This is a genomic window from Rhodobacter sp. (assembly GCA_020637515.1).
Taxonomy (GTDB): Bacteria; Pseudomonadota; Alphaproteobacteria; order Rhodobacterales; family Rhodobacteraceae; genus Pararhodobacter.
The window spans coordinates 3,077,870-3,104,413 of record JACKKG010000001.1 but is presented as its reverse complement, the minus strand read 5'-3'; the positions used below and the strand labels follow the sequence as shown (position 1 = coordinate 3,104,413).

23 protein-coding genes are annotated in these 26,544 nt (G+C 69.2%); 22 read left to right on the top strand and 1 reads right to left on the bottom strand.

The features are described from left to right. Nucleotides 1-101 precede the first annotated feature (101 nt). The 15 genes from H6900_15105 to H6900_15035 all read left to right on the top strand — a co-directional run bounded on the left by H6900_15105 (nt 102) and on the right by H6900_15035 (nt 15,123). The gene (locus H6900_15105) at nt 102-1,418 is read left to right on the top strand and encodes an NAD(P)/FAD-dependent oxidoreductase (protein ID MCC0074610.1); all 1,317 of its coding nucleotides are present in this window, start codon (nt 102-104) and stop codon (nt 1,416-1,418) included. Between the two features lie 12 nt (nt 1,419-1,430). Next, entirely contained in the window at nt 1,431-1,784 is a 354-nt protein-coding gene (locus tag H6900_15100) for a DUF5368 domain-containing protein (protein MCC0074609.1), read from the top strand. A gap of 80 nt (nt 1,785-1,864) precedes the next feature. Then, nucleotides 1,865-2,821, top strand: coding sequence for a DMT family transporter (locus tag H6900_15095; protein ID MCC0074608.1), 957 nt, complete (start codon nt 1,865-1,867; stop codon nt 2,819-2,821). Between the two features lie 138 nt (nt 2,822-2,959). Further along, the gene (locus H6900_15090) at nt 2,960-4,411 is read left to right on the top strand and encodes a cysteine--tRNA ligase (GenBank protein ID MCC0074607.1); all 1,452 of its coding nucleotides are present in this window, start codon (nt 2,960-2,962) and stop codon (nt 4,409-4,411) included. A 138-nt stretch (nt 4,412-4,549) separates the two neighbouring features. After that, a complete protein-coding gene (locus tag H6900_15085) occupies nt 4,550-6,172 on the top strand; it encodes a citramalate synthase (protein MCC0074606.1) in 1,623 nt (540 codons plus the stop codon). A gap of 57 nt (nt 6,173-6,229) precedes the next feature. Next, nucleotides 6,230-6,631, top strand: a complete 402-nt coding sequence (locus H6900_15080; protein ID MCC0074605.1) for a hypothetical protein — start codon at nt 6,230-6,232, stop codon at nt 6,629-6,631. Next, nucleotides 6,628-6,831, top strand: coding sequence for a helix-turn-helix transcriptional regulator (locus H6900_15075; GenBank protein MCC0074604.1), 204 nt, complete (start codon nt 6,628-6,630; stop codon nt 6,829-6,831). The genes H6900_15080 and H6900_15075 overlap by 4 nt, the downstream gene beginning before the upstream one ends. A gap of 63 nt (nt 6,832-6,894) precedes the next feature. Further along, nucleotides 6,895-7,881, top strand: coding sequence for an alpha/beta fold hydrolase (locus H6900_15070; protein ID MCC0074603.1), 987 nt, complete (start codon nt 6,895-6,897; stop codon nt 7,879-7,881). 40 nt (nt 7,882-7,921) lie between these two features. Then, complete coding sequence (locus H6900_15065) at nt 7,922-8,680, top strand: squalene/phytoene synthase family protein (protein MCC0074602.1); 759 nt, start codon at nt 7,922-7,924, stop codon at nt 8,678-8,680. Between the two features lie 125 nt (nt 8,681-8,805). Further along, entirely contained in the window at nt 8,806-9,258 is a 453-nt protein-coding gene (locus tag H6900_15060; GenBank protein MCC0074601.1) for an SRPBCC domain-containing protein, read from the top strand. Between the two features lie 147 nt (nt 9,259-9,405). Next, a complete protein-coding gene (locus H6900_15055) occupies nt 9,406-10,326 on the top strand; it encodes a carbohydrate kinase (protein ID MCC0074600.1) in 921 nt (306 codons plus the stop codon). A gap of 187 nt (nt 10,327-10,513) precedes the next feature. Continuing rightward, nucleotides 10,514-11,512, top strand: a complete 999-nt coding sequence (locus H6900_15050) for a substrate-binding domain-containing protein (GenBank protein ID MCC0074599.1) — start codon at nt 10,514-10,516, stop codon at nt 11,510-11,512. A gap of 59 nt (nt 11,513-11,571) precedes the next feature. Beyond that, complete coding sequence (gene pstC / locus H6900_15045; protein ID MCC0074598.1) at nt 11,572-12,936, top strand: phosphate ABC transporter permease subunit PstC; 1,365 nt, start codon at nt 11,572-11,574, stop codon at nt 12,934-12,936. Further along, nucleotides 12,933-14,306 (top strand): phosphate ABC transporter permease PstA, encoded by a 1,374-nt coding sequence (gene pstA / locus H6900_15040; protein ID MCC0074597.1) that lies wholly within the window; start codon nt 12,933-12,935, stop codon nt 14,304-14,306. Before pstC ends, pstA begins: the two co-directional genes overlap by 4 nt. A gap of 1 nt (nt 14,307) precedes the next feature. Beyond that, on the top strand, nt 14,308-15,123 hold the full coding sequence (locus H6900_15035; GenBank protein MCC0074596.1) for a phosphate ABC transporter ATP-binding protein: 816 nt from the start codon (nt 14,308-14,310) through the stop codon (nt 15,121-15,123). Between the two features lie 135 nt (nt 15,124-15,258). On the opposite strand, the gene H6900_15030 is transcribed toward H6900_15035, so the two are convergent. Then, a complete protein-coding gene (locus H6900_15030) occupies nt 15,259-18,873 on the bottom strand; it encodes a hydantoinase B/oxoprolinase family protein (protein MCC0074595.1) in 3,615 nt (1,204 codons plus the stop codon). On the opposite strand from H6900_15030, the gene H6900_15025 reads away from it, so the two are divergent. From H6900_15025 to nagA, 7 genes are all read left to right on the top strand, one after another. Continuing rightward, nucleotides 18,851-19,420, top strand: a complete 570-nt coding sequence (locus H6900_15025) for a winged helix DNA-binding protein (GenBank protein MCC0074594.1) — start codon at nt 18,851-18,853, stop codon at nt 19,418-19,420. The two genes, H6900_15030 and H6900_15025, sit on opposite strands and share 23 nt — an antisense overlap. Before the next feature lie 368 nt (nt 19,421-19,788). Next, the gene (urtA, locus tag H6900_15020) at nt 19,789-21,063 is read left to right on the top strand and encodes an urea ABC transporter substrate-binding protein (GenBank protein ID MCC0074593.1); all 1,275 of its coding nucleotides are present in this window, start codon (nt 19,789-19,791) and stop codon (nt 21,061-21,063) included. Between the two features lie 63 nt (nt 21,064-21,126). Then, entirely contained in the window at nt 21,127-22,779 is a 1,653-nt protein-coding gene (gene urtB, locus H6900_15015; GenBank protein MCC0074592.1) for an urea ABC transporter permease subunit UrtB, read from the top strand. A gap of 3 nt (nt 22,780-22,782) precedes the next feature. Then, on the top strand, nt 22,783-23,844 hold the full coding sequence (urtC, locus tag H6900_15010; protein ID MCC0074591.1) for an urea ABC transporter permease subunit UrtC: 1,062 nt from the start codon (nt 22,783-22,785) through the stop codon (nt 23,842-23,844). Then, complete coding sequence (urtD, locus tag H6900_15005; GenBank protein ID MCC0074590.1) at nt 23,841-24,611, top strand: urea ABC transporter ATP-binding protein UrtD; 771 nt, start codon at nt 23,841-23,843, stop codon at nt 24,609-24,611. Before urtC ends, urtD begins: the two co-directional genes overlap by 4 nt. 1 nt (nt 24,612) lies before the next feature. After that, nucleotides 24,613-25,314: an urea ABC transporter ATP-binding subunit UrtE gene (gene urtE, locus H6900_15000; GenBank protein ID MCC0074589.1), complete on the top strand. Its 702-nt coding sequence runs from the start codon at nt 24,613-24,615 to the stop codon at nt 25,312-25,314. Nucleotides 25,315-25,371: 57 nt separating this feature from the next. Beyond that, on the top strand, nt 25,372-26,523 hold the full coding sequence (gene nagA, locus H6900_14995; protein ID MCC0074588.1) for an N-acetylglucosamine-6-phosphate deacetylase: 1,152 nt from the start codon (nt 25,372-25,374) through the stop codon (nt 26,521-26,523). Nucleotides 26,524-26,544: the final 21 nt, after the last annotated feature.

Genomic DNA, 26,544 nt, shown 5'->3' with positions numbered 1-26,544 from the left:
CGGCGACAGGGTGTCGCAGGGGGCGCGACAGGGCTTTCCAAATGCGGCGGCGGCCGTCAAATACACATTCGAAATACGGAATGTAAAGGGTGGGTGGAACCATGACACGAGTGCTCGAACTGGCCGCGTCGCGGCGCGGGTTCCTGGGGTTGGCGGCGGGCGGCGCGGCGCTGGCGGCCTCGGGGGGGGCGGTGCAGGCCGAAAGGGTGCGGACCACGGCCCGGATCGCGATCCTGGGCGCGGGCGCGGGTGGCACGGCCATCGCCAACCGGCTGGCGAACCGGCTGGAAGGGGCGACCATCACCATCGTGGACGGGCGCCAGCAGCATTGGTATCAGCCGGGGTTCACGCTGATCGCCGCCGGGTTGAAATCGGCGCGCTATTCGATCAGCCAGACCGCCGACTGGCTGCCGCAGGGCGTCACCTGGGTGCCCGAATACGCCGCCGCGCTGGACCCCGAGCGCAAGCGCATCACCACCACCGGCGGGCAGGTCGTCGATTACGATTACCTGATTGTCGCCACCGGCCTCAGCCTGGACTGGGACGCGATCGAGGGGTTCTCGCTGGACCAGGTGGGCCAGAACGGGGTGTCGGCGCATTACGCCGGGCCCGAATATGCGGAACTGAGCTGGCGCGCGCTGGACCGCTTTACCGATCAGGGCGGGGTCGGGCTGTTCGGACGCCCGGCCACCGAGATGAAATGCGCCGGTGCGCCCCTCAAGATCACCTTCCTGGCCGAGGACATCGCCCGCCGCAAGGGCAACCGCGAGCGCGTGCAGATCGTCTACAACGCGCAGAACCAGGCGCTGTTCGGCCTGCCGATCGTGCACCACAAGGTGCGCCAACTGTTCGACGAACGCGGTATCGAGAAACGCTACGATCATGTGCTGACGGCGATCGACGCGCAGCGCCGCGTCGCGACCTATGCCACGCCCGAGGGCGACGTGCAGACCGACTATGACTTCATCAACGTGATTCCCCCGCAGCGTGCCCCGTCCGTGATCCGCGAGGCCGGCCTCAGCTGGGGCGACCGCTGGCTGGATCAGGGCTGGATCGAGGTGGACCGCGAAACGCTGCGCCATCTGCGCTACCCCGAAATCTTTGGCGTCGGCGACATTCTGGGCGTGCCCAAGGGCAAGACCGCCGCCAGCGCGAAATGGCATCAACCCGTGGTCGAGGACCACCTGGTGGCCGAGATCCAGGGCCGCGAGGGGACGGCGCGGTTCAACGGTTACACCTCGTGCCCGATGATCACCCGGATCGGCCGCGCGATGCTGGTCGAGTTCGATTACAACGACAACCTCACCCCGTCCTTCCCGGGGATCATCGCCCCGCTGGAAGAGCTGTGGATTTCCTGGCTGATGAAGGAAATCGCCCTGAAACCCACCTACAACGCCATGCTGCGTGGCCTGGCCTGAGGAGCGACGATCATGAAGGACCTGACATTCGCCACCCTGATCGCCGTCTGGGAAGAGATGTTCGGCGCGGGCGTGTTCTGGGCCATGGTGCTGGTCGCCGCCGCGATCACCGCGCTTTACGTCCATGTGCTGATCCGCGACCGCAAGATGTCGATGCGCAAGTTCCTGCTGGCGCAACTGTCGATGCCCGTGGGCGCGGTCGCGGCGGTGTGGTTCGTGCTGGCGATCACGTCGTCCAGCCTGGCCGACATGGGCGGACCCATCGACGTGCTGGTGCTGCTGGGCATCGCGGGCGTCGGTGCGGTCGGTTTCGCGATCCTGGTCTATGTCGTGCAGTCGCTGATGCGTGGCCCCGAACGCGAGTGACCGGCGCTGCGCGGATCGCGGCACTGGTGTTTCGCCTGTGAAACGTCTACGCTTTGGCATCCCCGTGCCGGAGCCCCTGAATGCGATCCCCGACCCTTGCCGCCGTGCTGCTGATGTTGGGCTGCACCCTTCTGGTGGCTGCCACGACGCTGTTCGCCAAGGCCCTGGGAAACGGCGCCCTGGGCGAGGCGATCCCGGCGGCGATGACCAGTCAGGCGCGGTTCGTCTTTGGTGCGCTGACGGTGGCGCTGACGCTGGGCCTGCGCCGCGCCTCGGGCCGGCCCGCCTGGGTCGAGCCCCCGGGCGGCGCCCGCCCGCCGGCCTGGGGCGTCCACACGATCCGCACGGCGTTGGGCTGGCTGGGCGGATTCCTGATGTTCACCGCCGCCGCGCGGATGCCGCTGGCCGACGCCAGCGCGCTGGGATTCGTCTCGCCGGTGGCGACGATGCTGTTCGCCGCGCTGCTGTTGGGCGAGCGGGTCGCGGCGGCGCGCTGGGTGGCGGCCTCGGTCGCGCTGGTGGGGGCGCTGGTGCTGCTCAGGCCTGGGGCAGGGGTGATCCAGCCGGCGGCGTTCTTCGCCCTGGGGGCGGCGGCCTCGATGGGGCTGGAAGCCATCGCCATCAAGCGCCTGGCGACGACCGAGCCGCCGGGGCGCACGATGCTCATCAACAACACCATGGGCGCGGTGATCGGCTGCGTGCTGGCGGCGCCCGTGTTCCACTGGCCGCAGGGCTGGGCGGTCTGGCTGCTGCTGGTCGCCATGGGCAGCGTCATGGTCACGGCGCAGATCCTGTTGCTGACCGCGAACCGGCTGGCCGATGTCAGCTTCGTCGCGCCCTTCTGGTATGCCACGCTGATCTGGGCGGCGGTCTACGACATCCTGGCCTTTGGCATCTGGCCGGACTGGGTCAGCGCCTCGGGCGCTGCGATCATCGTCGCCGGCGGGCTGGGCATGACCTTTGCCGAACTGCATACAAGGCGCCTCGCCTCTGCCCGCTTGCGCGGTCTGGCCGATGGTGCTAGGCCAGCGCCATGACAACGCTGTGCACCATCATTTGCTGCTGCATTACCCGCTGAGCCTGGGCTCGCGCGGGGCGCTGTCTTTTCCCTCGGAAAACACGGATGCCACCTCGCGGGCGAGGGGCTCGTCGGTGCCGTGCAGAGGAGAGAAGGCATGACCACGATCCGGCTGTTCAACACCCGCACGCGCGCGAAGGAGGACTTTTCCCCCCTCGATGCGCGGGACGTGCGGATGTATGTCTGCGGCCCCACGGTCTACGACCGCGCGCACTTGGGCAACGCCCGGCCGGTGCTGGTGTTCGACGTGCTGTTCCGCCTGCTGCGCCATGTCTATGGTGCGGATGCCGTGCGCTATGTGCGCAATTTCACCGATGTGGATGACAAGATCAACGCCGCCGCCCAGGCCCGCAAGGACGCCGGCGCCCCCGGCACGCTCGAGGATCTGATCCGCCAGCGGACCGAGGAAACGATCGCCTGGTATCACGCCGATATGGACGCGCTGGGGGCCCTGCGCCCGACGGACGAGCCACGCGCGACCGACTATATCGGCGCGATGATCGCCATGATCCAGACGCTGATCGACCGTGGCCACGCCTATGCCGTCGCCGGCCATGTGCTGTTCGACGTGCGCAGCTTTCCAGCCTACGGTCGGCTTTCGGGCCGCTCGGTCGATGACATGATCGCCGGCGCCCGGGTCGAGGTCGCACCCTTCAAGCGCGACCCGATGGATTTCGTGCTGTGGAAACCCTCGGACGCCAATCTGCCGGGCTGGGACAGCCCCTGGGGACGCGGAAGGCCGGGCTGGCACATCGAATGCTCGGCCATGTCCTTTGAGCTGCTGGGCGCAAGCTTCGACATCCACGGCGGCGGGCTGGACCTGCAATTCCCCCACCACGAGAACGAGATCGCGCAAAGCTGCTGCGCGCATCCCGGGTCCGATTTCGCCCGCGTGTGGATGCACAACGAGATGCTGCTGGTCGAGGGCAGGAAGATGTCCAAATCGCTGGGCAATTTCTTCACCGTGCGCGAATTGCTGGAGCAGGGCCATCCCGGCGAGGTGATCCGCTTCGTCATGCTGTCCACGCATTACCGCAAGCCGATGGACTGGACGGCGGAAAAGGCCGAGCAAGCGCAATCCCAGTTGCGCAAGTGGAGGGCCCTGCTGACGGGCGTCGCGCCGACAGAACCGAGCCCCGAGTTGCTGGCCGACCTGTGTGACGATCTGAACACGGGAAAGGTGCCGTTTTGGCTGTCTCATATGGCGGCCGATCTGGCGCAACACCGGGCCTGGGAAGCGCAGGGTGTGAAGGATCTTGTCCGCACGGCGGACGAGATCGAGGGGGAATTCCTTGCGTCGGCGAACATCGTCGGATTGCTTCTGCCAGAAATGGGGGCCTGGGTCGAAACGGGACCGGATCTTTCCGCCTGGTCCGCGCAGCTTGCAAGGCTTCGCGCAGCGGCGATGGAGACCAGGGATTTCGCCCCGGTCGATGCGCTGAAGACGGCCCTGATCGCCGCCGGGGTCGAGGTGCGGATGTCGAAATCCGGGGTCGAACTGGTGCCTGGGCCCGGGTTCGACGCGGCAAAGCTGGAGGGGTTGGGATGACTCTGGCAGGGGGGCCGTGGGGGGGGCGGGCCGGGCGTTTTCGCGCGTGCACCCCCGGCGCGTTTTTCGAGCAATTTGACGGGCGTGGGGTAAGGTGCGTGCTAGCACGCACCCTACGCGGGTCCTGGGAGCGATGCGATGCGTGAGCGGCTTTTCCTTTACGACACCACGCTGCGCGACGGTCAGCAGACGCAGGGCGTGCAGTTTTCCACCGCCGAAAAGGTGGCGATCGCGCAGGCGCTGGACGCGCTGGGCGTCGATTACATCGAGGGCGGCTGGCCCGGCGCCAACCCCACCGACAGCGAATTCTTCGAAACCCGGCCCCGGACCCGGGCCACGTTCACCGCGTTCGGCATGACCAAGCGCGCCGGGCGATCGGCGGCCAACGACGACGTCTTGGCGGGGGTGATGAACGCGGGCACGCCGGCGGTCTGCCTGGTGGGCAAGACGCATGACTTCCACGTCACCACCGCGCTGGGCATCACCCTGGCCGAAAACCGCGACGCGATCCGCGACTCGGTCGCGCATATGGTCGCCCTGGGGCGCGAGGCGCTGTTCGACGCCGAACATTTCTTCGACGGATACAAGGCCAATCCTGCCTATGCGCTGGAGTGCCTGTGGGCCGCGCACGACGCCGGCGCCCGCTGGGTGGTGTTGTGCGACACCAACGGCGGCACCTTGCCCGACGAGGTCGGCCGCATCGTGGCGGCGGTTATCGCGGCCGGCATCCCCGGCGATCGGCTGGGGATCCACTGCCACGACGACACGGGCAACGCGGTCGCGGCATCGCTGGCCGCGGTGGACGCGGGCGTGCGGCAGATCCAGGGCACCTTGAACGGCCTGGGTGAACGCTGCGGCAACGCCAATCTGACCACGCTGATCCCCACCTTGCTGCTCAAGCCCCCCTATGCCGCGCGCTTCGACACCGGCGTCACCGCCGACGCGCTGGCCGGGCTGGTCAAGCTTTCGCGCCAACTCGACGACATCCTGAACCGTGTGCCGCTGCGCTCGGCACCCTATGTCGGGGCCTCGGCCTTTGCCCACAAGGCCGGGCTTCATGCCAGCGCGATCCTCAAGGATCCCTCGACCTACGAACACATCGACCCCGCGCTGGTCGGCAACAGCCGCGTCATCCCGATGTCGAACCAGGCCGGGCAGTCGAACCTGCGCGCGCGGCTGGCCGCGGCCGGGATCGCGGTCGCACCGGGCGACCCGGCGTTGGCGCGCATCCTGGACGTGGTGAAGGCGCGCGAGGATCAGGGCTATGCCTATGACGGGGCGCAGGCCAGTTTCGAGCTGCTGGCGCGCGACGAACTGGGCCTGCTGCCGCGGTTCTTCGAGGTCAAGCGCTACCGCGTCACGGTCGAGCGGCGCAAGAATCGCTACGACCGCATGGTCAGCGTCTCCGAGGCCGTCGTGGTGGTGAAGATCGGCGACCAGAAGGTGCTGTCCGTGAGCGAGAGCATGGACGAGACCGGCACTGACCGCGGCCCGGTCAACGCCCTGTCCAAGGCCCTGGGCAAGGATCTGGGGCCCTATCAGGCCAGTATCGACGACATGAAACTGGTGGATTTCAAGGTTCGGATCACCCAGGGCGGGACCGAGGCCGTGACCCGCGTCATCATCGACAGCGAGGACGGGCAGGGGCGGCGTTGGTCCACGGTGGGGGTCAGCGCCAACATCGTCGATGCCTCGTTCAGCGCATTGCTGGACGCGATCACCTGGAAACTGATCCGCGACGGCGTGCCGGCGGCCATGTAACCTTGACGTTACCTTGCGGGCCCTGTATGTAACCCGAGGGTTACAATAGGGGCCGTCATGCAATCCGAAACGATCAGCCGCCTGCGCGCGGTCCTGCTGGGGCTCACGGGGTTGGGCTGCCTGGCCTATGCGGTGGCGGCGCTGGCGATGGGGCGGCCCGATCCGGTGGCGTGGTATTGGCCTTCGGCGCTGGGGCTGGCCTCAGGGGGGGCGATCGCGCTGGCGTCGGTCGCGGCAGGGCGTTCGGCGGCGCGCGCGGCGGCGGACGAGTTGTTCCGCGCCGTCTGGGGGCGGGCGCAGGGCCAGGCCTATTGGCTGTCGCTGGCGCTGTTCGCCGCGTTGGGCTTTGCCGCCGCGACCGGGGCGGTGGGCTGGGCGACCGCCTACGCCGCGCAGGGTTGCCTGATGGGGGCGGCGTTTCTTCTGCTCTTTGTCTGGCACGACCTGAGACTGGCATGAGCCTGATCGTCCACCTGGCCGAATACCGCAAGCGCGCCGGGCTTACGCAGGCCGATCTTGCCCGGGCCGCGGGCGTCAGCCGCAAGACCATCAACACCATCGAGAACCGCATTTTCGTGCCCTCGACCACGCTGGCGCTGATGCTGGCGCAGGTGCTGGGGGTCAGCGTGCACGACCTCTTCGAACTGGAGGGGCCCTGAGATCCGCCGCCTCGATGCCAGGCGCGACCGCGCCAAACCCATTCCGAACCCGGGAGAAAACACATGACCCTTTGGGCAAAATTCGCGCTGTCCGCGGCGCTTTTCGTGGCAATCCCGGCCGGGATCGCCCTGGGCCTGATCGCCAGTCAGCGCCCGGTTCCCGATCTGCGCGCCGAAGGGGACGGGCTGGATTTCACCCGTCTGGGCGGCCCGACCGCATCGGTGCCGCTGCGCCAATACACCGCCCGCGACGGCGCCAGCCTGGGCTATCGGCGCTGGGACAGCGGGCAGGCGGGCGCGCCCCTGGTGGTGGCGCTGCACGGGTCGGGCTGGCACGGCGCCCAATACGCCGGCCTCGGTGCGGCGCTGGCGCAGCGGGGGATCGACGTGATCGCCCCCGACCTGCGCGGCCACGGCCCGGCGCCCGCGCGGCGCGGCGACATCGACTATCTGGGCCAGTTCGAGGACGATATCGCCGACCTGATCGCCGATCAGGCGGCGCCGGGGCAACGGGTGGTGGTGCTGGGGCATTCCTCGGGCGGCGGGCTGGCGATTCGTCTTGCCGGCGGGGCGCACGGGGCGCGGATCGACCGCGCGATCCTGCTGGCGCCGTTCGTGCAGCACGACGCGCCGACCGCCCGGCCCGATTCGGGCGGCTGGGCGCGGGTTCTGGTGCGGCGCGTGATCGGGCTGAGCATGTTGAACGCGGTCGGCATCCGGGCGCTGAACGGGCTGACGGTGATCCAGTTCCGCTTTCCTGACAGCGTGCTTGACGGTCCGCTGGGCCTGACGGCGACCCGGGCCTACAGCTACCGGCTGAACACCTCGTATGCGCCGCGCCGCGACTGGCGCGCCGATGTCGCCGCGCTGCCGCCCTTCCTGCTGCTGGCCGGGCGCGCCGACGAGGCCTTTCGGGCCGAGGCCTACGAGCCGACCTTTGCCGCGCTGACCGCGAACGGCACCTATGCGCTGACCGACGCCAGCCACCTGTCGGTGGTGGACGATCCCGAAACGCTGACGCGGATCCTGCGCTTCCTGCAACCGGGTTGAGGGGCTGGCGCCCATGGTCGCGCCGCGCTATGCCGCAGGCATGGATCTTGCCGCGATCAACACCTGCGCCGCCCTTGTCGAACGGGGTGACCCCGACCGTTTCCTGGCGGCGATGGCCGCGCCGGTCCGGGCGCGCGGGGCGCTGTTCACGCTGGCGGCCTTCAACCTCGAACTGGCGCGCATTCCCTGGGTGACCCGGGAACCGATGCTGGCGCAGATGCGCTTGCAATTCTGGCGCGACGTGGTCGCCGGCGAGGACCCGGCCCCGCACGCGGTCGCAGGCCCCCTGCGCCAGGTGATCGCCGAAACCCCCCTGACCACCGCGCCGCTGGCGCGGATGATCGACGCGCGCGAGGCCGAGCTGGGCACCCGGCGCCCCTTTGGCGATCCGGCGGCGCTGTGGGCCTATCTCGACGGCACCGGCGGCGCGCTGATGGAGGCGACGGTGCAGGCGCTGGGCGGGGTGGCGGGTTCCGGGGCACGGGCCGTCGGCAGCGCGCAGGCGCTGGCGAATTACCTGGCGGCCGTGCCCGCGTTGGTGGCGGCCGGGCGCCAGCCGCTGCCCGATCCCGCGCCCACGGCCATCGCCGCGCTGGCGGTCGAGGGGTTGCAACGGCTATCGCAGGCCCGCCAGGCGCCCCAGCGCCTGCCGCGCGCGGCGCTGCTGGGCGCCTGGCGGACGCGGTCGCTGCTGGCGCAGGCGCGGGCCAACCCCGGGGCGGTGCCCGAGGTCGGCTTGCCGCAATCCGAATTCCGCCGGCGTGGCAGTTTGCTATGGTGCGTGGTAACCGGTCCTTAAGTCCGCGTGGTTGACCCTGACGTCACTGCGGATTACCAACTTTGTGACACTTGGCCGCAGGACGGGCAGGCGTGTGGTTTCGCTGTGATCTCTGTTTTCCCTGAAATTCTCCAAGGGAGGCGTCCGTGATCGGACATGGGGTTCCGGGTCTGAACATCCGGCAGGAGTATCTCTTCGACGCGTCCGCGATGGCGCTGTTCGAGGCTCTGACAGGGCAGGTGGATCGGTGGTGGCCGGCCTCGGCGCGCCTGCTGGGGCCAAACAGCCGGTTGACCCTGCCGGCGGTGCTGGGGGCGGATTTCACCGAATCGGCGGGTCCGTCCGGGGCAATCTGGGGCCGGATCGACATGCTTGAAACGGGGCGGCGGCTGTATTTGCAGGGCTGGTTCGGGGTGCGCGGCGTGGTCGCGGGGCGCGTCTATTTCGACCTCGAGCCCGAGGGCGCGGGCACCCGGCTGGTGCTGCTGCATCAGGCCATCGGCCCCGTGACCGAGGATCAGAGCTCGCGCTTTCGCGCCCTGTGGCGGGACATCCTGGACCAGGCGCTGCGGCAGCACCTGACGGGCATCGCGGTCTGATCCCGCGCCGGGCTGGCGCGGCGCGGCCCTTTGTGGCAGCGTCGGGGCGCGCGCGGCGACCGCGCGACCCTGGGACCCGAACACCGCAAGGCGCCGTCATGACCCCACCAGCCCGCTGTCCGTCCCCGCCGCGCAAGGGCCGTTGAGATGGTCGCGGTGCTGTGCTGCGGCGAGGCGCTGATCGACATGGTGCCCCACGCCCTGCCGCAAGGCCTGCTCCTTGAGCCGCGCCCGGGCGGTGCGGCGCTGAACACTGCCGTCGCCTTGGGGCGGTTGGGGGTTCCGACCGGCCTTTTGTCAGGTCTTGGCACCGATTTCCTGGCCGGTCGGCTGCGCGACGCGCTGACGGACGCCGGGGTGGACCTGTCTTTGTGCGTCACGACCCCGCGCCCCTGCACGCTGGCCTTCGTGGATCTGTCGCACGGCGCGCCGCGTTATGCCTTTTACGATGCCGGCACGGCGGACCGGATGCTGACCGCCGCCGATCTGCCCGCCAGGGTGGACGCGGATTGCCTGTTGCTGGGCGGGATCTCGTTGGCGATGGAGCCCTGCGGCGACGCCTTCGAGACGCTGATGCGGCGCGAGGCGGGGCGAAGCGTGACGATGATCGACGCCAACATCCGGCCCGCGGCGATCCGCGACGCGGCGGCGTATCGCGCGCGGCTCGCACGGATGCTGGGCGCCGCCGATATCGTGAAACTGTCGGACGAGGATCTGGACTGGCTGGCGCCAGGCGATGGCGCCGCCTTCACGGCGGGGCTGATCGCCCGGGGCACGGCGCTGGTCCTGGTCACCGAGGGCGCGGCGGGGGCGACAGCGCGCACCAGGGCGGGGGCGTGGTGCGAACGCGCGCCCGCCGTGCGGGTCCATGACACGGTGGGCGCGGGCGATACGTTCAATGCGGGTGTGCTGGCCAGCCTGCACGCGGCGGGCGCCCTGGTCCCGGGGGCGGTCCATGGGCTAGGCGAATCGGTCCTGCGCGGCGCGCTGCGCCGGGGAATCGCCGCTGCCGCGATCACCGTCGGCCGGGCCGGGGCGAACCCGCCCCGGGCGCACGAACTGGCCTGACCGGCGATTTGCAACCCTGAGGCGGTCCGCCGGCCCCATGGCACGGGTTTTTGCCGGTCCCCTGGATCGGGGCAGGGCCGCTTTCGCAAAACTGTTACAAAAGCGTAGCAAACCCGTCATCGACCGCGCCTAGAGAAGCGCCAGGGTCGCCGAGGGGGCGGCCAGACGGAAAGCCAGGAGTTGTTCCATGACCGCCAAGACCACGCTCAGCGTCGTCGCCCTGACCGCCGCGCTCGCCGCGCCGGCCTTTGCCCAGACCCGCACCAACATCCAGATCGCCGGCTCCTCGACGGTTCTGCCTTTTGCCTCGATCGTGGCCGAGGAATTCGGCCAGGCGTTCCCGGAATTCGAAACCCCGGTGGTTTCGTCGGGCGGCACCGGTGGCGGCCTGCGCCAGTTCTGCGAAGGCGTGGGTCCGAACACGATCGACATCGCCGATGCCTCGCGTCCGATCAAGGCCTCGGAAATCGAAGCCTGCCACGCGAACGGCGTGAACGACATCCGCGAAATCCGCATCGGCTATGACGGTATCGTCTTTGCCTCGCGCCTGTCGGGCCCGGAATTCGCCCTGACGCCCGAGTTGGTCTACCGCGCCATCGGCGCCAACCAGCCCGAAGGCACCGCGTTGCCGACGACCTGGCGCGACATCGACCCCTCGCTGCCCGACCAGCGCATCATGATGGCGATCCCGGCCTCGAACCACGGCACCCGTGAAGTGTTCGAGCAGCGCGTGATCGAGGCCGGCTGCCATGCGGTTCTGGGCGACGACGCCGAAGGCGACACCTGCCTGGCGCTGCGTCAGGACAATGTCGTCGAGATCGCCGGCGACTATACCGAGACCCTGGCGCGCCTGAATTCGGACGCGGACACCGTCGGCGTGTTCGGCCTGTCGTTCTACGAACAGAACACCGACACCCTGCGCGTCGCCACCATGTCGGGCGTCACGCCCTCGCTGGAAAGCGTCGCAACCGGCGAATACCCGGTCTCGCGCCCGCTGTTCTTCTACGTCAAGGGCGAGCACATCGGTGTCATCCCCGGCCTGGTCGAATACACCGAATTCTTCCTGTCGGATGCGATGGCGGGTCTCGGCGGTCGTCTGGAAACTGCCGGCCTGATCCCCGCCCCGGCGGACGAAATCGCCCAGGTCCTGGCGAATTTTGAAAATGGCGTGAGCGTCGGGCAGTAAACCGATCCTGGCGGCGCCCCGTCCGGGGCGCCGCTTTTTCGTATCGAAAAGGCACCCGCATGAACAGCCTCGCGATCACAGCCCTGGTTCTGGCGGTGCTGGCCATCGCCTATCGCGTGGGCCTGGGCCGCAGCCTGGGCCTGGCCCGGACCGGTCGCCTGCACAGCCGGCCGCAATACCATGGCGCGCTGGTCGCGCTGTGGGCGACGATCCCGCTGTTGCTGGTGCTGCTTGTCTGGGGCCTGGCCTCGGGGTGGCTCGATGCGTGGTATGTGGACAGCCTGATCCCGGCCGACATCGCCGCCGGTCCCGACCGTGTCGTCGCGGCGCAGCGCGTGGACGCGCTGGCGACGGGGTTCGGCGTCGCCGGCGATCTGGCCGATTGGGAAACCCCGGCCGGCCAGGCGCTGGCCGCGTTTCGCCAGACGGTGATGCTGGGCGCGGTGGCGCTGGGCGCGATCCTTGCGATCGGCGGGCTGGTCCTTGCCCGGGCCCGCCTGAGCGTGCGCACCCGCGCGCGCAACCAGGTCGAGGCGGTCATCAAGCTGGCGCTGATCCTGTGTTCGGTCATCGCGATCTTCACCACGCTGGGCATCGTCGTTTCGCTGATCTTCGAGACGCTGCGCTTTTTCTCCTTTGTTTCGCCGGCCGAGTTCTTCTTTGGCACGGTCTGGAACCCGCGCTATTCCACCACCTCGAACGCCGCGACCGGCGGCTACGGGATGCTGCCGCTGCTGGTCGGCACGCTGATGATTGCCACCATCGCCATGCTGGTGGCGATCCCTGTCGGTCTGATGACGGCGGTGTGGCTGACGCAATACGCCTCGCCCCGGTTGCGCAATGTCGTGAAACCGGCGGTCGAGGTCCTGGCCGGCATCCCGACCATCGTCTACGGCTTTTTTGCGCTGGTCTCGGTCGGGCCGTTCCTGCACGGCGTCGGGGCGTCGGTGGGGCTGGACGTCAACGCAACCTCGGCGCTGACGGCGGGGATCGTGATGGGGATCATGATCATTCCCTTCATCAGTTCGCTCAGCGATGACATCATCCGCCAGGTGCCGCGCGCCATGCGCGACGGCTCGCTGGGGCTGGGGGCGACCAAGTCGGAAACCATCCGCAACGTGATCGTGCCCGCCGCGCTGCCCGGCATCGTCGGCGCGATCCTGCTGGCGGTCAGCCGTGCCATCGGCGAAACGATGATCGTGGTGCTGGCGGCCGGCAATGCGCCGGTGCTGCGCTTCAACCCGGCCGAGCCGAGCTCGAGCTTCACGGTTACCATCGTGGCGGCGTTGACGGGCGACAGCGACTTTGCCTCGCCGCAGTCGCTGGTGGCTTTTGCGCTGGGGCTCACGCTGTTCGTGCTGACGCTGGCGCTGAACGTCGGCGCGTTGGCCATCGTTCGGAAATACCGGGAGCAATACGAATGACCGTGATCGACACCGCGCCCGCCGGTTCCGGCCCCGACGAGAACGCGCGCCGCCGCGCCCAGATCCGCCGCTCGCTCACCCGCCGCAACCGCGCCGAGGCACGGTTCCGGCTGCTGGGCCTGGGGGCGGCGATGGCGGCCATGGCCTTTGTCGCGGTGCTGTTCGCCAACATCCTGTCGCACGGCCTGCCGGCGTTCTGGCAATACACGCTCGACGCCGAGGTCACCTTTGACCCGGCCGTGGTCCGCGTGCCCGATCGCCCCGTGCAGGCCACCGATCAGTCCGACGCCGAGTTCCGCGCCGCGATGCTGGCGTGGCAGCGGCGCCTGGCGATGGTGAACTGGAACCGGCTGATCGTGGCCGCGGTGCAGGCGTCCGCGCCCGGGATCGCCATCGACGACCGCGCCGCGGTGTCGGTGATCGATTCGGGCATGCGCTTCGTGCTGCGCGACATGGTGGCCGACGATCCCGGGTTGATCGGCCAGAGCGTGCCGGTGCGGATGCTGCTGTCGGCCGACGGTGACAACTGGGCGCAGGGCCGCATCAGCCGCGACCTGCCCGACGCGCGTCAGCAACTGAGCCGCCCGGCGCGCGACTGGATCGACGCGCTGATGGCCCGGGGGGCGGTGCACCGCGCCTTTGCCTGGCATATCTTCACCAATGTGGACAGCCGGTCGTCGCCGGCCTCGGCGGGGCTGGCGGGGGCCTTTGTCGGCTCGCTCTACATGATGCTGGTGGTGATCGTGCTGGCGGTGCCGATCGGTGTCGCCAGCGCGATCTACCTGGAGGAATTCGCCCCGCGGAACCGGTTTACCGACCTGATCGAGGTGAACATCAACAACCTTGCGGCGGTGCCGTCGATCGTGTTCGGCCTGTTGGGGGCGGCGGTTTTCATCAACATCTTCCACCTGCCGCTGTCGGCGCCGCTGGTCGGGGGCATGGTGCTGACGCTGATGACGCTGCCGACGATCATCATCGCCACCCGTTCGTCCCTGCGCGCCGTGCCGCCGTCGCTCAGGCAGGCGGCGCTGGGGATCGGCGCGTCGCGCACGCAGATGGTGTTCCACCACGTCCTGCCGGTGACCTTTCCGGGGATCCTGACGGCCTCGATCCTGGGCGTGGCGCAGGCGCTGGGGGAAACCGCGCCGCTGCTGCTGATCGGCATGAACGCCTTTGTCGCGAACATCCCCGCCACGCCGCTCGAACAATCGGCGGCGCTGCCGGTGCAGATCTACCTGTGGCAGGGCAACGAGAACCGCAACTTCTTCGAACCCCGCACCTTTGCCGCGATCATCGTCCTGCTGGGTCTGATGATCGTGCTGAACGCGCTGGCCATCTGGCTGCGCGGCCGCCTGGAAAGGAAAGCCTGACATGAGCGCGCCCCTGAAGACCATCCGCCCCACCGCCCCCGCGCAAACGGGCGACGACCGCGCCAACCGGATCCAGGCGCGCGACGTGACGGTGCATTACGGCCCGAAACAGGCGATCTTCGATGTCACCATCGACATCCCGGAACGCGCGGTCACGGCCTTCATCGGGCCGTCGGGCTGTGGCAAGTCCACCTTTTTGCGCTGCTTCAACCGGATGAACGACACGATCGAGGGGTGCCGCGTCGGCGGCACGATCACCATCGACGGCGAGGACATCCACGACCCCGCGCTGGATGTGGTGGAACTGCGCGCCCGTGTCGGCATGGTGTTCCAGAAACCGAACCCGTTCCCCAAGTCGATTTACGACAACATCGCCTACGGCCCGCGCATCCATGGCCTGGTCCGGGGCAAGGCCGAGACCGACGCGCTGGTCGAGAGCGCGTTGCAGAAGGCGGGCCTGTGGAAAGAAGTCGCGGACCGGCTCGATGCGCCGGGCACGGGGTTGTCGGGCGGCCAGCAGCAGCGGCTGTGCATCGCGCGCGCCATCGCCACCGGACCCGAGGTGATCTTGATGGACGAGCCCTGCTCGGCGCTGGACCCGATCGCGACGGCGGTGGTCGAGGACCTGATCCACGAGTTGAAAGAGCACTACACCATCGTCATCGTCACCCATTCGATGCAACAGGCGGCCCGCGTCAGCCAGAAGACCGCGTTCTTCCACCTGGGCAAGCTGATCGAATATGGCGAGACAGAGCAGATCTTCGTCAACCCGCGTGAAAAGCAGACCGAGGCCTATATCACCGGCCGCATCGGCTGAGGGCGAGGGGCGGTTTCGCCCTCGGCCGGGAGGCTTCCAGCCTCCAGCCCTCGGGCGATCCGGTGGGGGGCGCTGCCCCCCACACCCCCCGGGATATTTCGGGCGCAAAGACGGCGCGGGACCGGGCGGCCGCGTCTAGTCGGGTGTGCCATATCCCCCCGCCGTCGGTGTGATCACGCTGACCGCCTCGCCCGGGTCCAGCACCACTTGCGCGCAGGCGGCCAGTGTCTCGACGCGGCCGTCGGCGCGCCGCACCAGCGTCTGGCCGACCTGGCCCGCACCGCCACCCGCCAGGCCCTGCGGCGCGCGGTTGCGGTGGGACGACAGGATCGCGCAATCCATCCGTTCGAGGAAGCGGATCGTGCGCGTGGTGCCGTCGCCCGCCGACCAGCGTCCGCGCCCGCCCGAACCCGCGCGCAGGCCGAACGCTTCGAGAAGCACGGGAAAGCGCAGTTCCAGGATCTCGGGGTCGGTCAGGCGCGAGTTGGTCATGTGCACATGCACGCCCGAGGTGCCGTTGAAGCCGCGCCCGTCGTTCATCACCCCGGCCGGCGCGCCCGAGCACAGCGTCTCGTAATACTGATAGGTCGCGTTGCCAAAGGTCAGGTTGTTCATCGTCCCCTGGCTGTTCGCCATGGCCCCCAGCGCGCCGAACAGCGCGTTGGTGACGTGTTGCGAGGTTTCGACATTGCCGGCGACGACCGCGCGGGGATAGCGCGGCGCCAACATGCACCCCTCGGGGACGATGATGCGGATCGGCCTGAGGCAGCCGGCGTTCATCGGGATCGGCGCTTCGACCATCACCCGGAAGACGTAGAGCACGGCGGCGCGGGTCACGGGTTCGGGGGCGTTGAAGTTGTTTGCCCGCGCCTCGGACGTGCCCGTGAAATCGACGGTGGCCTCGCGCGCGTCGCGGTCCACGCGGATCGCCACCTGGATCACCTGCCCGGTGTCGGTCTCGTAGCGATAGGCGCAATCGTCGAGCCGCCCCAGCAGGCGGCGCACCTCCTCGGCGGCGTTGTCCTGCACGTGGCGCATGTAGGCCTCGACCACGCCCAGACCGAAGTCCTGCACCATGCGGCGCAACTCGGCTGCACCGCGTTCGTTGGCGGCGACCTGAGCCTTCAGATCGGCGATGTTCTGATCGACGTTGCGCACGGGATAGGGGTGATCGCGCAGCAGGGCGCGCAAGGCCGTTTCGCGAAATCCCGTCTCGTCCACCAACAGGAAGTTGTCGATCAGCACACCCTCTTCCTCGACCGTGGTGGCGAGCGGCGTCATCGACCCGGGCGCGGTGCCGCCGACATCGGCGTGATGGCCGCGCGCGGCGACCCAGAACAGCACGCGCGCGCCGGCATCGTCGAACACCGGTGACACCACGGTGATGTCGGGCAGATGGGTGCCGCCGTTATAGGGCGCGTTCAGCGCATAGACCTGGCCGGGGCGAATGTCGGGGTTCTGGCGGATCACCGTTTCCACGCTGCGGTCCATCGACCCCAGATGCACCGGCATGTGCGGCGCATTGGCCACCAGCGCACCGGTCGCATCGAACACGGCGCAGGAAAAATCCAGCCGTTCCTTGATGTTGACCGAATGCGCGGTATTCTGCAACGCCAGCCCCATCTGTTCGGCGATGTTCATGAAGAGGTTGTTGAACACCTCGAGCAGGATCGGGTCCGCCTGATCGGCGCCCACGACCTGGGCGCGCGCGGCCTTCTGGTGGCGCGTCATGACGATATGGTTGCGCCCGGTCAGTTCGGCCCGCCAGCCAGGTTCGACGACCACCGTCTGGTTCGGCTCGATGATCAGCGCCGGGCCCGTCACGCTGGCCCCGGGGGACAGCGAGGCGCGCAGGAACACCCCCGCCCGATGCCAGGCCCCGCCCGAGAACATCGTCACCTCGGCATCCGCGTCGGGCGTGCCGGGGGTCTCTGCCCGGGTCGCCTCGGTCCCGGTCTGCGGGCGCGCGTCCTCGGCTTGCAGGTCGATCGCCTCGATGGTGATTTCGCGCCCGGATTGTAGGAAGCCGAACTGCGCCTTGTGCGCGGCCTCGAACCGCGCGCGCGCGGTATCGAGCGATCCGTCGAAGGGCACCGGCAGGGCGGTATCGGTGCCCGCATACCGCAGCATCAGGACCGGCTGCCAGGCGACGGCCTCTGCGGGCACGCCCTGCGCCGCCATATCGGCCGCCACCAGGTCGCGCAGCGTCGCGATCAGCGCCTCGACGGCCCCGCGCGCGTCTTCGGTCAGGGGTTCCAGCAGCGCCTGCTGGCGGCTTGACGACACCGTCGCCAGACCGATCCCATAGGCCGAGAGCAGCCCCGAGAGCGGATGGATCAGCACCCGCTCCATGCCCAGCGCGTCGGCCACCAGGCACGCGTGCTGCCCGCCCGCGCCGCCAAAGGAATTCAGCAGGTAGCGCGTCACGTCATAGCCGCGCTGGACCGAGATCTTCTTGACCGCGTTGGCCATGTTCTCGACGGCGATGCGCAGAAACCCCTCGGCTACCTCCTCGGGCGCCTTGCCCTCGGTCTCGGCGATGGCGGCGAAGCGGGCGACCACCGTGTCGCGGTCCAGCGGCTGGTCCTGGCCCGGGCCAAAGATTGCCGGAAAGAACCGCGGATTCAGCTTGCCCAGCATCACGTTCGCATCCGTCACCGTCAGCGGCCCGCCACGCCGGTAGCACGCAGGCCCCGGGTCGGCCCCGGCGCTGTCCGGCCCCACCCGGAAGCGCCCCGGTTCGGCATGCAGGATCGAGCCGCCCCCGGCCGCGACGGTATGGATGCGCATCATCGGCGCGCGGATGCGCACGCCTGCGACCTCGGTGTCAAAGGCGCGCTCGTAGCTGCCGGCGCAATGCGCGACATCAGTCGAGGTGCCGCCCATGTCGAAGCCGATCACCCGGTCATGCCCGGCCAGCCGCGCGGTCTGCACCATGCCGACAACGCCGCCCGCCGGCCCCGACAGGATCGCGTCCTTGCCCTGGAACGCCTCGGCCGCGGTCATCCCGCCCGAGGACATCATGAATTGCAGCGTCGGTCCCGGCTGCCCTGGCGGTGTCGCGCCCAGGGCACCGGCAACCCGCGCGACATAGCGGCGCAGGATCGGGCTGAGATAGGCATCGACCACCGTCGTGTCGCCGCGCCCCACCAGCTTGATGAGCGGGCTGACCTCGTGGCTGACGGACACCTGCGAAAAGCCCAGCCGCCGCGCTTCGGCGGCCAACGCCTGCTCATGCGCGGGGTTCTTCCAGGCGTGCATCAGCACGATGGCCAGCGCGTCGAATCCCTGCGCGCGCAGCGCCTCCAGCGCCGCGGTCGCCGGGGCCAGCGGCGTCTCGACGCTGCCGTCGGCCCGCAGGCGCTCGTCCACCTCGACCACCCGCTCATACAGCTGCTCCGGCAGAACGATCTCCTTGGCAAAGATCTCGGGGCGCGCCTGATAGGCAATGCGCAACGCATCGCGGAACCCCCGGGTGATGACCAGCGCGACGCGGTCGCCCTTGCGCTCGAGCAAGGCATTGGTGGCGACCGTGGTGCCCATCTTGACCGTGCCGATGCGCGCCGGGTCGATCGCCCCCCCCAAAAGGCGGCGGATGCCCTCGATCGCGGCGTCCTCGTAGACACCGGGGTTCTCGGACAACAGCTTGAGCGGATGCAACGCGCCCGCCGGGTCGCGGCCCACGACGTCCGTAAAGGTGCCGCCCCGGTCGATCCAGAAATCCCACATGCGCCGCGCTCCTGCATTCATCGACATTTCGTTGACAAATTGTCAGCATCGAGTCAAGGAATCTCGCATGACCGATCCCCTGGGCCCCATCGTCAGCTCTGCCCACCTGGCCGACAGCGCCTTGCCCGCGCTGAGCGAACTGGAATTCGCGCTGACCATGGCCAATCACGCGTTTCAGCGCTGGATGGTGCGCTGCATGGCGGCCGCGGGGGCGCAGATGTCCCCGCTCGAGGTGCTGATCCTGCACCAGGTGGCGCATCGCGACCGGCCGAAATCGCTGGCCGACCTGTGCCTCGTGCTGAACATCGGGGACACGCACCTGGCAAACTACGCGATCCGCAAGCTGGCCTCCCAGGGACTGGTGCGAACCGGGCGCAAGGGCAAGGAAAAGACCGTTGCCATCACCGCCCGGGGCGCCGCGCTCTGCCAGCACTACGCAACGCTGCGCGCCGCCCTGTTGCTGCCCGGCGTGCCCCTGGTCCAGGACGACCTGAGCCGCCTCGCAGGCCTCCTCAGGGCGCTGTCCGGCAGCTACGACCAGGCCGCCCGCAGCGCCGCCGCCCGCTGACCGCCGCCCCATCATCTTGTCCGAAATACGCACGGGGGGTTCTCAGGGGGGATCGTGATCCCCCCTGAGCGGGGGGTGCGGGGGGCTGGCCCCCCGCCACCGCCTCCCACCCGTCCGCCTGCCCTTCGCGCGCGCCGCCCTGATTCCCCCCCCCGACGATCCCTGCACGTTCCGCCCGATTTCGCCGCGAACGCCCCTCGGCGCGCCCAATTTTCCCGCGCGGCCATGTTCTTGCCGCGCCTGCAAACATTTCCGCCTGAGATTTTCCGCGCCGCAGAAATAGCCTCGATCTGCGCCCCTCGACCGGGCGCGCCGAACAAGACAGCCGCCCGGACAGCGATCCGGGGGCACAACAGGATCAGGGACCCATGACCAAACTGCTGCTGACCACCGCGCTTTGCGCCAGTCTCGCCACCGGCGCGCTGGCCGAGGACGTCGAGCCGATCCGCATCGGCATCCTGCACTCGCTGTCGGGCACGATGGCGATCTCGGAAACCACGCTGCGCGACGCCATGCTGATGCTGATCGAACAGCAGAACGCGCGCGGCGGCGTGCTGGGCCGCCCCCTCGAGGCGGTGGTGGTCGATCCGGCCTCGGACTGGCCGCGCTTTGCCGAACTCGCGCGCGAACTGATCGCCGGCGACGGGGTTGCGGCGGTGTTCGGCTGCTGGACCTCGGTCAGCCGCAAATCGGTTCTGCCGGTGTTCGAAGAGCTGAACTCGATCCTTTTCTACCCGGTTCAGTACGAGGGCCAGGAATCGCAGCGCAACGTGTTCTACACGGGCGCCGCGCCGAACCAGCAGGCGATCCCGGCAATCGACTACCTGATGGATGTCGAAGGCGTCGAACGCTTCTATCTTGCGGGCACCGACTACGTCTATCCGCGCACCACCAACCAGATCCTCGAAGCCTACCTGTTGTCGCGCGGCGTCGCGCCCGAGGACATCATCGTCAACTACACGCCCTTTGGCCACAGTGACTGGCAGACCATCGTCCGCGAGATTTCGGCCTTTGGTTCGACCGGCCGGCGCGCGGCGGTGGTCAGCACGATCAACGGCGACGCCAACGTGCCCTTCTACAACGAACTCGCCGCGCAAGGCATCACCGCCGAGGACATCCCCGTCATCGCCTTCTCGGTCGGCGAAGAGGAACTCGCCGGCATCGACACGGCGCCGCTGGTTGGCCACCTGGCCGCATGGAACTATTTCGAATCGGTCGATACGCCGGAAAACCAGGCCTTCATCGAGGCCTGGCACGCCTATACCGGCAATGACGCGCGCGTCACCAACGACCCGATGGAGGCCCACTATATCGGCTTCAACATGTGGGTGCAGGCGGTCGAGGCGGCAGGCACCACCGATACCGACGCGGTCATCGACGCGATGGTCGGCGTCGCCGTGCCGAACCTGACCGGCGGCATCAGCGCGATGGGGGCGAACCACCACATCACCAAACCCGTGCTGATCGGCGAGATCCAGGCCGACGGGCAATTCGATGTGGTCTGGGAAACCACGGGTCTGGTGCTGGGCGATGAGTGGTCGGATTATCTGCCGGAATCGGCCAGCCTGATCGCCGATTGGCGCTCGCCCCTGTCGTGCGGCAATTTCAACGTTGAAACAGGAACTTGCGGCGGTTCCGAATAATCCGCCGCGGGGGGGGTGTCCCTCTTCCGCCCCCCCTTTTTTCCTTTCCGACGCGGAGCCTCCATGCGCCTTCTGTCGCCTAGCCCGGCCCCAGCTCGGGCCCCAGCTCGGGCCCAACTGCTGGGTCATGTCCTGGCCTCAATCCTGGCGCTTGTCCTGGCCCTGATGCCAGGTCTCGCTGCCGGTCAGAGTCTGGACGATCTGGTGCCGCGCCTGGCGCTGGGCGATTTCGCCGACCGGGCCGAGGTGGTGGCGCAGATCGGGCGCACGGGCGATTCGCGGGCGGCGGCCGTGCTCGACGCGCTGCTGGCGCGCACGCTCGAGGTGCGCGCCAGCGATGGCCGGGTGGTGCGTGTCACCGACGCGCGGCGGGCGGTCGATCCGCTCAGCGGCGAGGACCTGGGCCCGGCCGGCGGACGCGCGACCACGGCGATCCGCGTGAACAACGGCTTGCGGCGCGACATCCGCACCGCGCTGGGGGTGCTGACGCTGGCCGATCCGGACCCCGCGCGCCGTCGGGCCGCTGCCGAGGCCGCCCTGCGAAGCCCCGATCCCGACCAGATCGACGCCCTTGCCCAGGCGATGGAGGCCGAGCAGATCCCCGCATTGCGTCAGGCGCTGGGCTGGGCCCATGCGGCGGCGGTGCTGGCCTCGGACGCGCCCGCGCCACGGCGCCTGGCGGCGGTTGCGGCGCTGTCCTCGGCCCCGGCGCTGAGCGTGCAGGCCGCGCTGAACGCCTACCGCGCCGATCCCGACCCCGCGCTTGCCGAGGCCGCGATCCGCGCCCTCGAACGCGCCGAGGCCCGCCAGGCTGCCTGGGCGCAGGCCCAGACGCTGTGGTTCGGGATCTCGCTGGGCTCGGTGCTGCTGCTGGCCGCGATCGGCCTGGCGATCACCTTTGGCGTGATGGGCGTCATCAACCTGGCCCATGGCGAGATGGTGATGCTGGGCGCCTATACCACCTATGCCGTGCAAGAGGTGATCCGCACCCACGCGCCGCATCTGTTCGGCTGGTCCCTTGCCATCGCGGTGCCGCTGGCCTTTCTGCTGGTGGGCGCGGTCGGGGTGGCCATCGAACGCGGCATCGTGCGCCACCTCTATGGCCGACCCCTGGAGACGCTGCTGGCGACCTGGGGCGTCAGCCTGATCCTGCAACAGGGGGTGCGCAGCCTCTTTGGCCCGACCAACCGCGAGGTCGGCACGCCGGACTGGATGTCGGGCGCCTGGCAACTGGGCGAGATGACCCTCACCGGGGCGCGGCTGGCGATCGTCGTCTTCGCGCTGGCGGTGTTTGGCGGGCTGCTCGTGCTGATGCGGCACTCCGCGCTTGGCCTGCGGATGCGCGCGGTGACGCAGAACCGCGCCATGGCCGCCAATCTGGGCATTCGCACCAGCCGCGTCGATGCGCTGACCTTTGGCCTGGGGACCGGGATCGCCGGTCTGGCGGGGGTCGCGCTCAGCCAGATTGACAACGTGTCGCCGAATCTGGGGCAGGGCTACATCATCGACAGCTTCCTGGTGGTGGTCTTCGGCGGAGTCGGCAATCTGTGGGGCACACTGGCGGCCGCGATGGGGCTGGGGATCGCCAACAAGGTGCTGGAACCCTGGGCCGGGGCGGTGCTGGGCAAGATCCTGATCCTGATCTTCATCATCCTGTTCATCCAGAAACGACCGCGCGGCCTGTTCCCGCAGCGCGGTCGCGCCGCCGAGGGCTGAGCCATGACCCGTCTGATCGACCGACCGACCGCGCTGTTGCTGGCCGCTCTGGCCCTGGCCACCCTGGCGGCGCCCTTGGTGTTGCCCGCGCACATGATCCCGCTGATGGGCAAATACCTGTGCTATGCGCTGCTCGCCGTGGCGCTGGACCTGTGCTGGGGCTATGCCGGCATCCTGTCGCTGGGGCACGGCGCGTTCTTCGCGCTGGGCGGCTACGCGATGGGCATGCACCTGATGCGCGAGATCGGCGCGCGGGGCGTCTATGCCAACCCGGACCTGCCCGATTTCATGGTTTTCCTGGGCTACGACCGCCTGCCCTGGTTCTGGTGGGGGTTCGACAGCTTTCCCTATGCCGCCGTCATGGCGCTGGCCGTGCCCGGCCTGTTGGCCTTTGTCTTTGGCTGGTTCGCGTTCCGCAGCCGGGTTTCCGGGGTCTATCTGTCGATCATCACCCAGGCGCTGACCTACGCCCTGCTGCTGGCCTTTTTTCGCAACGAGATGGGCTTTGGCGGCAACAACGGTCTGACCGACTTTCGCGACGTGCTGGGCTGGTCGCTGTCAGCCCCGGCGACGCGCCTGGCGCTGTTCGGACTGAGCGCGCTGGCATTGGCCGCCGGCCTGCTTCTGGCGCGCGCCATCGTCACCTCGAAGGCGGGCAAGGTGCTGATCGCGGTGCGCGACGCCGAAAGCCGCACCCGCTTTCTGGGCTACCGGGTCGAGGGGTTCTCGGTCTTCGTGTTCACCGTCTCGGCGATGATGGCGGGACTGGCGGGGGCGCTTTACGTGCCGCAGGTCGGGATCATCAACCCGGGTGAATTCGCGCCCGCGAACTCGATCGAGATCGTCGTCTGGGTGGCGCTGGGCGGGCGCGGCACGCTGGTCGGCGCCGCGCTGGGCGCTCTGGTCGTGGTGGCGCTGAAAAGCTGGCTGACAGCGACCTTTCCCGACCTGTGGCTGTTCGCGCTGGGCGGGCTCTTCATCCTGGTGACGCTGGTGTTGCCGGACGGCTTGATGGGCCTGGCGTCCCGGCTGCGTCCGTCCCGGCGGTCCGGGATGCCGGCATGACCGCCGCCCCGGTCATCGGCGCCGCCACGGCGCCCGCGCAGCTTTACCTCGACGGGGTCAGCCGCAGTTTCGACGGGTTCAAGGCGATCAACGGCCTGTCGCTGGCCGTGCACAAGGGCGAGTTGCGCGCGATCATCGGCCCGAACGGCGCCGGCAAGACGACGATGATGGACATCATTACCGGCAAGACCCGCCCCGACGCCGGCGTGGTGTTATGGAACGGCGACACCGATCTCACCCGCCTGGACGAGGCCAGCGTCGCGCGGCTGGGCATCGGGCGCAAGTTCCAGAAGCCCACCGTGTTCGAAACCCACAGCGTCGAGGACAACATCCGCCTGGCACTGAAGGCGCCGCGCGGCGTGTTCGCCACGCTCAGGCACCGGACCTCGCACGCCGAGGAAATCCGCGTCACCGCCCTGCTGGACCGCATCCGCCTGACGCCCCGTCGCCACGACCCGGCCTCGGGCCTCAGCCACGGGCAGAAGCAATGGCTTGAGATCGGCATGTTGCTGGCGCAGGACCCGGCCCTGCTGCTGGTCGATGAACCGGCCGCCGGCATGACGGACGCCGAGACCATGGAAACCGCCGCGCTGCTGACCTCGATCGCGGGCGAACGCACGGTGATCGTGGTCGAACACGACATGGACTTCGTGCGCGCGCTGAACTGCCGGGTGACGGTGCTGCACCAGGGTGCGGTGCTGGCCGAGGGGTCGCTGGACCATGTGTCGGCGCGGGCGGATGTGATCGACGTGTATCTGGGGCGCTGACATGCTGGAACTCTCTGACCTGACCCTGCATTACGGCGCCGCGCAGGCCCTCAAAGGCATCGCGCTGACCGCTGAAAAAGGGCAGATCACCGCCGTCCTGGGCCGCAATGGCGTCGGCAAGACCTCGCTCTTGCGGGCCATCACGGGGCGGCACCCGATCTCGGGCGGGACGATCCGCTGGCAGGGCGAAGAGATCGGCCGGCTGTCCGCGCCCGAGCGCGCGCGCCGGGGCATCGCCTATGTCCCCCAGGGCCGCGAGATCTTTCCGCTGCTCAGCGTGCGCGAGAACCTCGAGACCGCGTTTGCCACCCTGCCACGCGGGGCGCGGCGCATACCGGACGCGGTGTTCGAACTGTTCCCGGTGCTCTTGCAGATGATGAACCGGCGTGGCGGCGATCTGTCCGGTGGCCAGCAACAGCAACTGGCCATTGGCCGGGCGATGGTGATGCAACCGCGTCTTCTGGTGCTGGACGAACCGACCGAGGGCATCCAGCCCTCGATCATCAAGGACATCGGCCGCGCCATCGCCTATCTGCGCGACCAGTCCGGCATGGCCGTGGTGCTGGTCGAACAGTATTTCGACTTTGCCAAGGCGCTGGCCGATTGCTACGTGATCCTCGAACGGGGCGAGGCCGTGATGTCCGGCACGCGCGCCGACATCGCCGCGAACGAGGCCACGCTGCGCCGCTGGCTGACCGTCTGACCGCTTTCCCCCGCGCCCGCGCTGTGGTTTTCTGGGCCGCAGGCAGGAGGCACCGATATGCGGCAGGTCTGGCGCGGGGCGCGGATATTCGACGGCGAGACGCTGCACGACGACGGCCTGGCGCTGGCGATCGAGGACGGCCGCGTCGCCGGCCTGATCCCCGATACGGGCGAGGGCACCGATCTGGGGGGCGGGATCCTGGCGCCCGGTTTCCTCGATCTTCAGGTCAACGGCGGCGGCGGGGCGCTGCTGGGCCAGGGCGATCCCGATCGTGACCTGGCGACGATCTGCGCCGCGCACGCGGGACTGGGCACCACGGGGCTGTTGCCCACGCTCATCACCGCCGACCGCGCGACCACGCAGGCTGTGATCGACGCGGGCCGGCGCGCCGCCCGCAGGGGCTTGCCCGGCTTCCTGGGCCTGCACCTCGAGGGGCCGCACCTCGATCCCCGCCGCAAGGGCGCACATGACCCGGCCCTGATCCGCCCGATGGAGGACGCGGATCTCGCCTTGCTCAGCCGTGCCGCCCGGGACCTGCCCTCGCTCCTCGTGACCCTCGCCCCTGAGGCCGCGACCCCGGCCCAGATCGCCGCGCTGACGCGCGCCGGGGCGGTGGTCAGCCTCGGCCACAGCGACTGCACCGAGGGCGCGGCGCGACAGGCGCTGGCGGCCGGCGCCCGCGCCGTGACCCATCTCTACAACGCCATGTCCCCCCTCGGGCACCGCGCTCCGGGGCTGGTCGGCGCCGCCCTCGACAGCACGGCGGCGCTCGGCATCATCGCGGACGGGGTCCATGTCGCGCCGACCGCCTTTCGCCTGGCCGCACGCCTGGCCGGAACCCGGCTCTTTGCCGTCACCGACGCGATGGCCGTCGCCGGGACCGACCTCGACCGCTTCACGCTGAACGGTCGGGCGATCCTGCGCCGCGACGGGCGCCTCACGCTGGCCGACGGCACGCTGGCGGGCGCGGATGTCAGCTTGCCGCAGGCGCTGCGCTGGATGATTGCCGAGGCCGGCCTCGCCCCGGCCGCCGCCCTGGCGATGATGACCCGCCACCCCGCGCGGCTCCTCGGTCTCGACGACCGGGGGGCGCTGACACCGGGCAGCCGGGCCGATCTGGTGCACCTGTCCGTTGACGGGCGACTCCAGGCCGCGTGGCGGGGCGCCACGCCCATACCTCTTTGTGCCGGAAATATCCTCGGGGGGTGAATTTGCGCAGCAAAGAGGGGG

Bases quoted from the DNA above. Each gene is read 5' to 3' on its own strand.
- H6900_15105 (MCC0074610.1), top strand. From the start codon at position 102: ATGACACGAGTGCTCGAACTGGCCGCGTCGCGGCGCGGGTTCCTGGGG.
- H6900_15100 (MCC0074609.1), top strand. From the start codon at position 1,431: ATGAAGGACCTGACATTCGCCACCCTGATCGCCGTCTGGGAAGAGATG.
- H6900_15095 (MCC0074608.1), top strand. From the start codon at position 1,865: ATGCGATCCCCGACCCTTGCCGCCGTGCTGCTGATGTTGGGCTGCACC.
- H6900_15090 (MCC0074607.1), top strand. From the start codon at position 2,960: ATGACCACGATCCGGCTGTTCAACACCCGCACGCGCGCGAAGGAGGAC.
- H6900_15085 (MCC0074606.1), top strand. From the start codon at position 4,550: ATGCGTGAGCGGCTTTTCCTTTACGACACCACGCTGCGCGACGGTCAG.
- H6900_15080 (MCC0074605.1), top strand. From the start codon at position 6,230: ATGCAATCCGAAACGATCAGCCGCCTGCGCGCGGTCCTGCTGGGGCTC.
- H6900_15075 (MCC0074604.1), top strand. From the start codon at position 6,628: ATGAGCCTGATCGTCCACCTGGCCGAATACCGCAAGCGCGCCGGGCTT.
- H6900_15070 (MCC0074603.1), top strand. From the start codon at position 6,895: ATGACCCTTTGGGCAAAATTCGCGCTGTCCGCGGCGCTTTTCGTGGCA.
- H6900_15065 (MCC0074602.1), top strand. From the start codon at position 7,922: ATGGATCTTGCCGCGATCAACACCTGCGCCGCCCTTGTCGAACGGGGT.
- H6900_15055 (MCC0074600.1), top strand. From the start codon at position 9,406: ATGGTCGCGGTGCTGTGCTGCGGCGAGGCGCTGATCGACATGGTGCCC.
- H6900_15050 (MCC0074599.1), top strand. From the start codon at position 10,514: ATGACCGCCAAGACCACGCTCAGCGTCGTCGCCCTGACCGCCGCGCTC.
- pstC (MCC0074598.1), top strand. From the start codon at position 11,572: ATGAACAGCCTCGCGATCACAGCCCTGGTTCTGGCGGTGCTGGCCATC.
- pstA (MCC0074597.1), top strand. From the start codon at position 12,933: ATGACCGTGATCGACACCGCGCCCGCCGGTTCCGGCCCCGACGAGAAC.
- H6900_15035 (MCC0074596.1), top strand. From the start codon at position 14,308: ATGAGCGCGCCCCTGAAGACCATCCGCCCCACCGCCCCCGCGCAAACG.
- H6900_15025 (MCC0074594.1), top strand. From the start codon at position 18,851: ATGCGCCGCGCTCCTGCATTCATCGACATTTCGTTGACAAATTGTCAG.
- H6900_15030 (MCC0074595.1), bottom strand. From the start codon at position 18,873: ATGAATGCAGGAGCGCGGCGCATGTGGGATTTCTGGATCGACCGGGGC.
- urtA (MCC0074593.1), top strand. From the start codon at position 19,789: ATGACCAAACTGCTGCTGACCACCGCGCTTTGCGCCAGTCTCGCCACC.
- urtB (MCC0074592.1), top strand. From the start codon at position 21,127: ATGCGCCTTCTGTCGCCTAGCCCGGCCCCAGCTCGGGCCCCAGCTCGG.
- urtC (MCC0074591.1), top strand. From the start codon at position 22,783: ATGACCCGTCTGATCGACCGACCGACCGCGCTGTTGCTGGCCGCTCTG.
- urtD (MCC0074590.1), top strand. From the start codon at position 23,841: ATGACCGCCGCCCCGGTCATCGGCGCCGCCACGGCGCCCGCGCAGCTT.
- urtE (MCC0074589.1), top strand. From the start codon at position 24,613: ATGCTGGAACTCTCTGACCTGACCCTGCATTACGGCGCCGCGCAGGCC.
- nagA (MCC0074588.1), top strand. From the start codon at position 25,372: ATGCGGCAGGTCTGGCGCGGGGCGCGGATATTCGACGGCGAGACGCTG.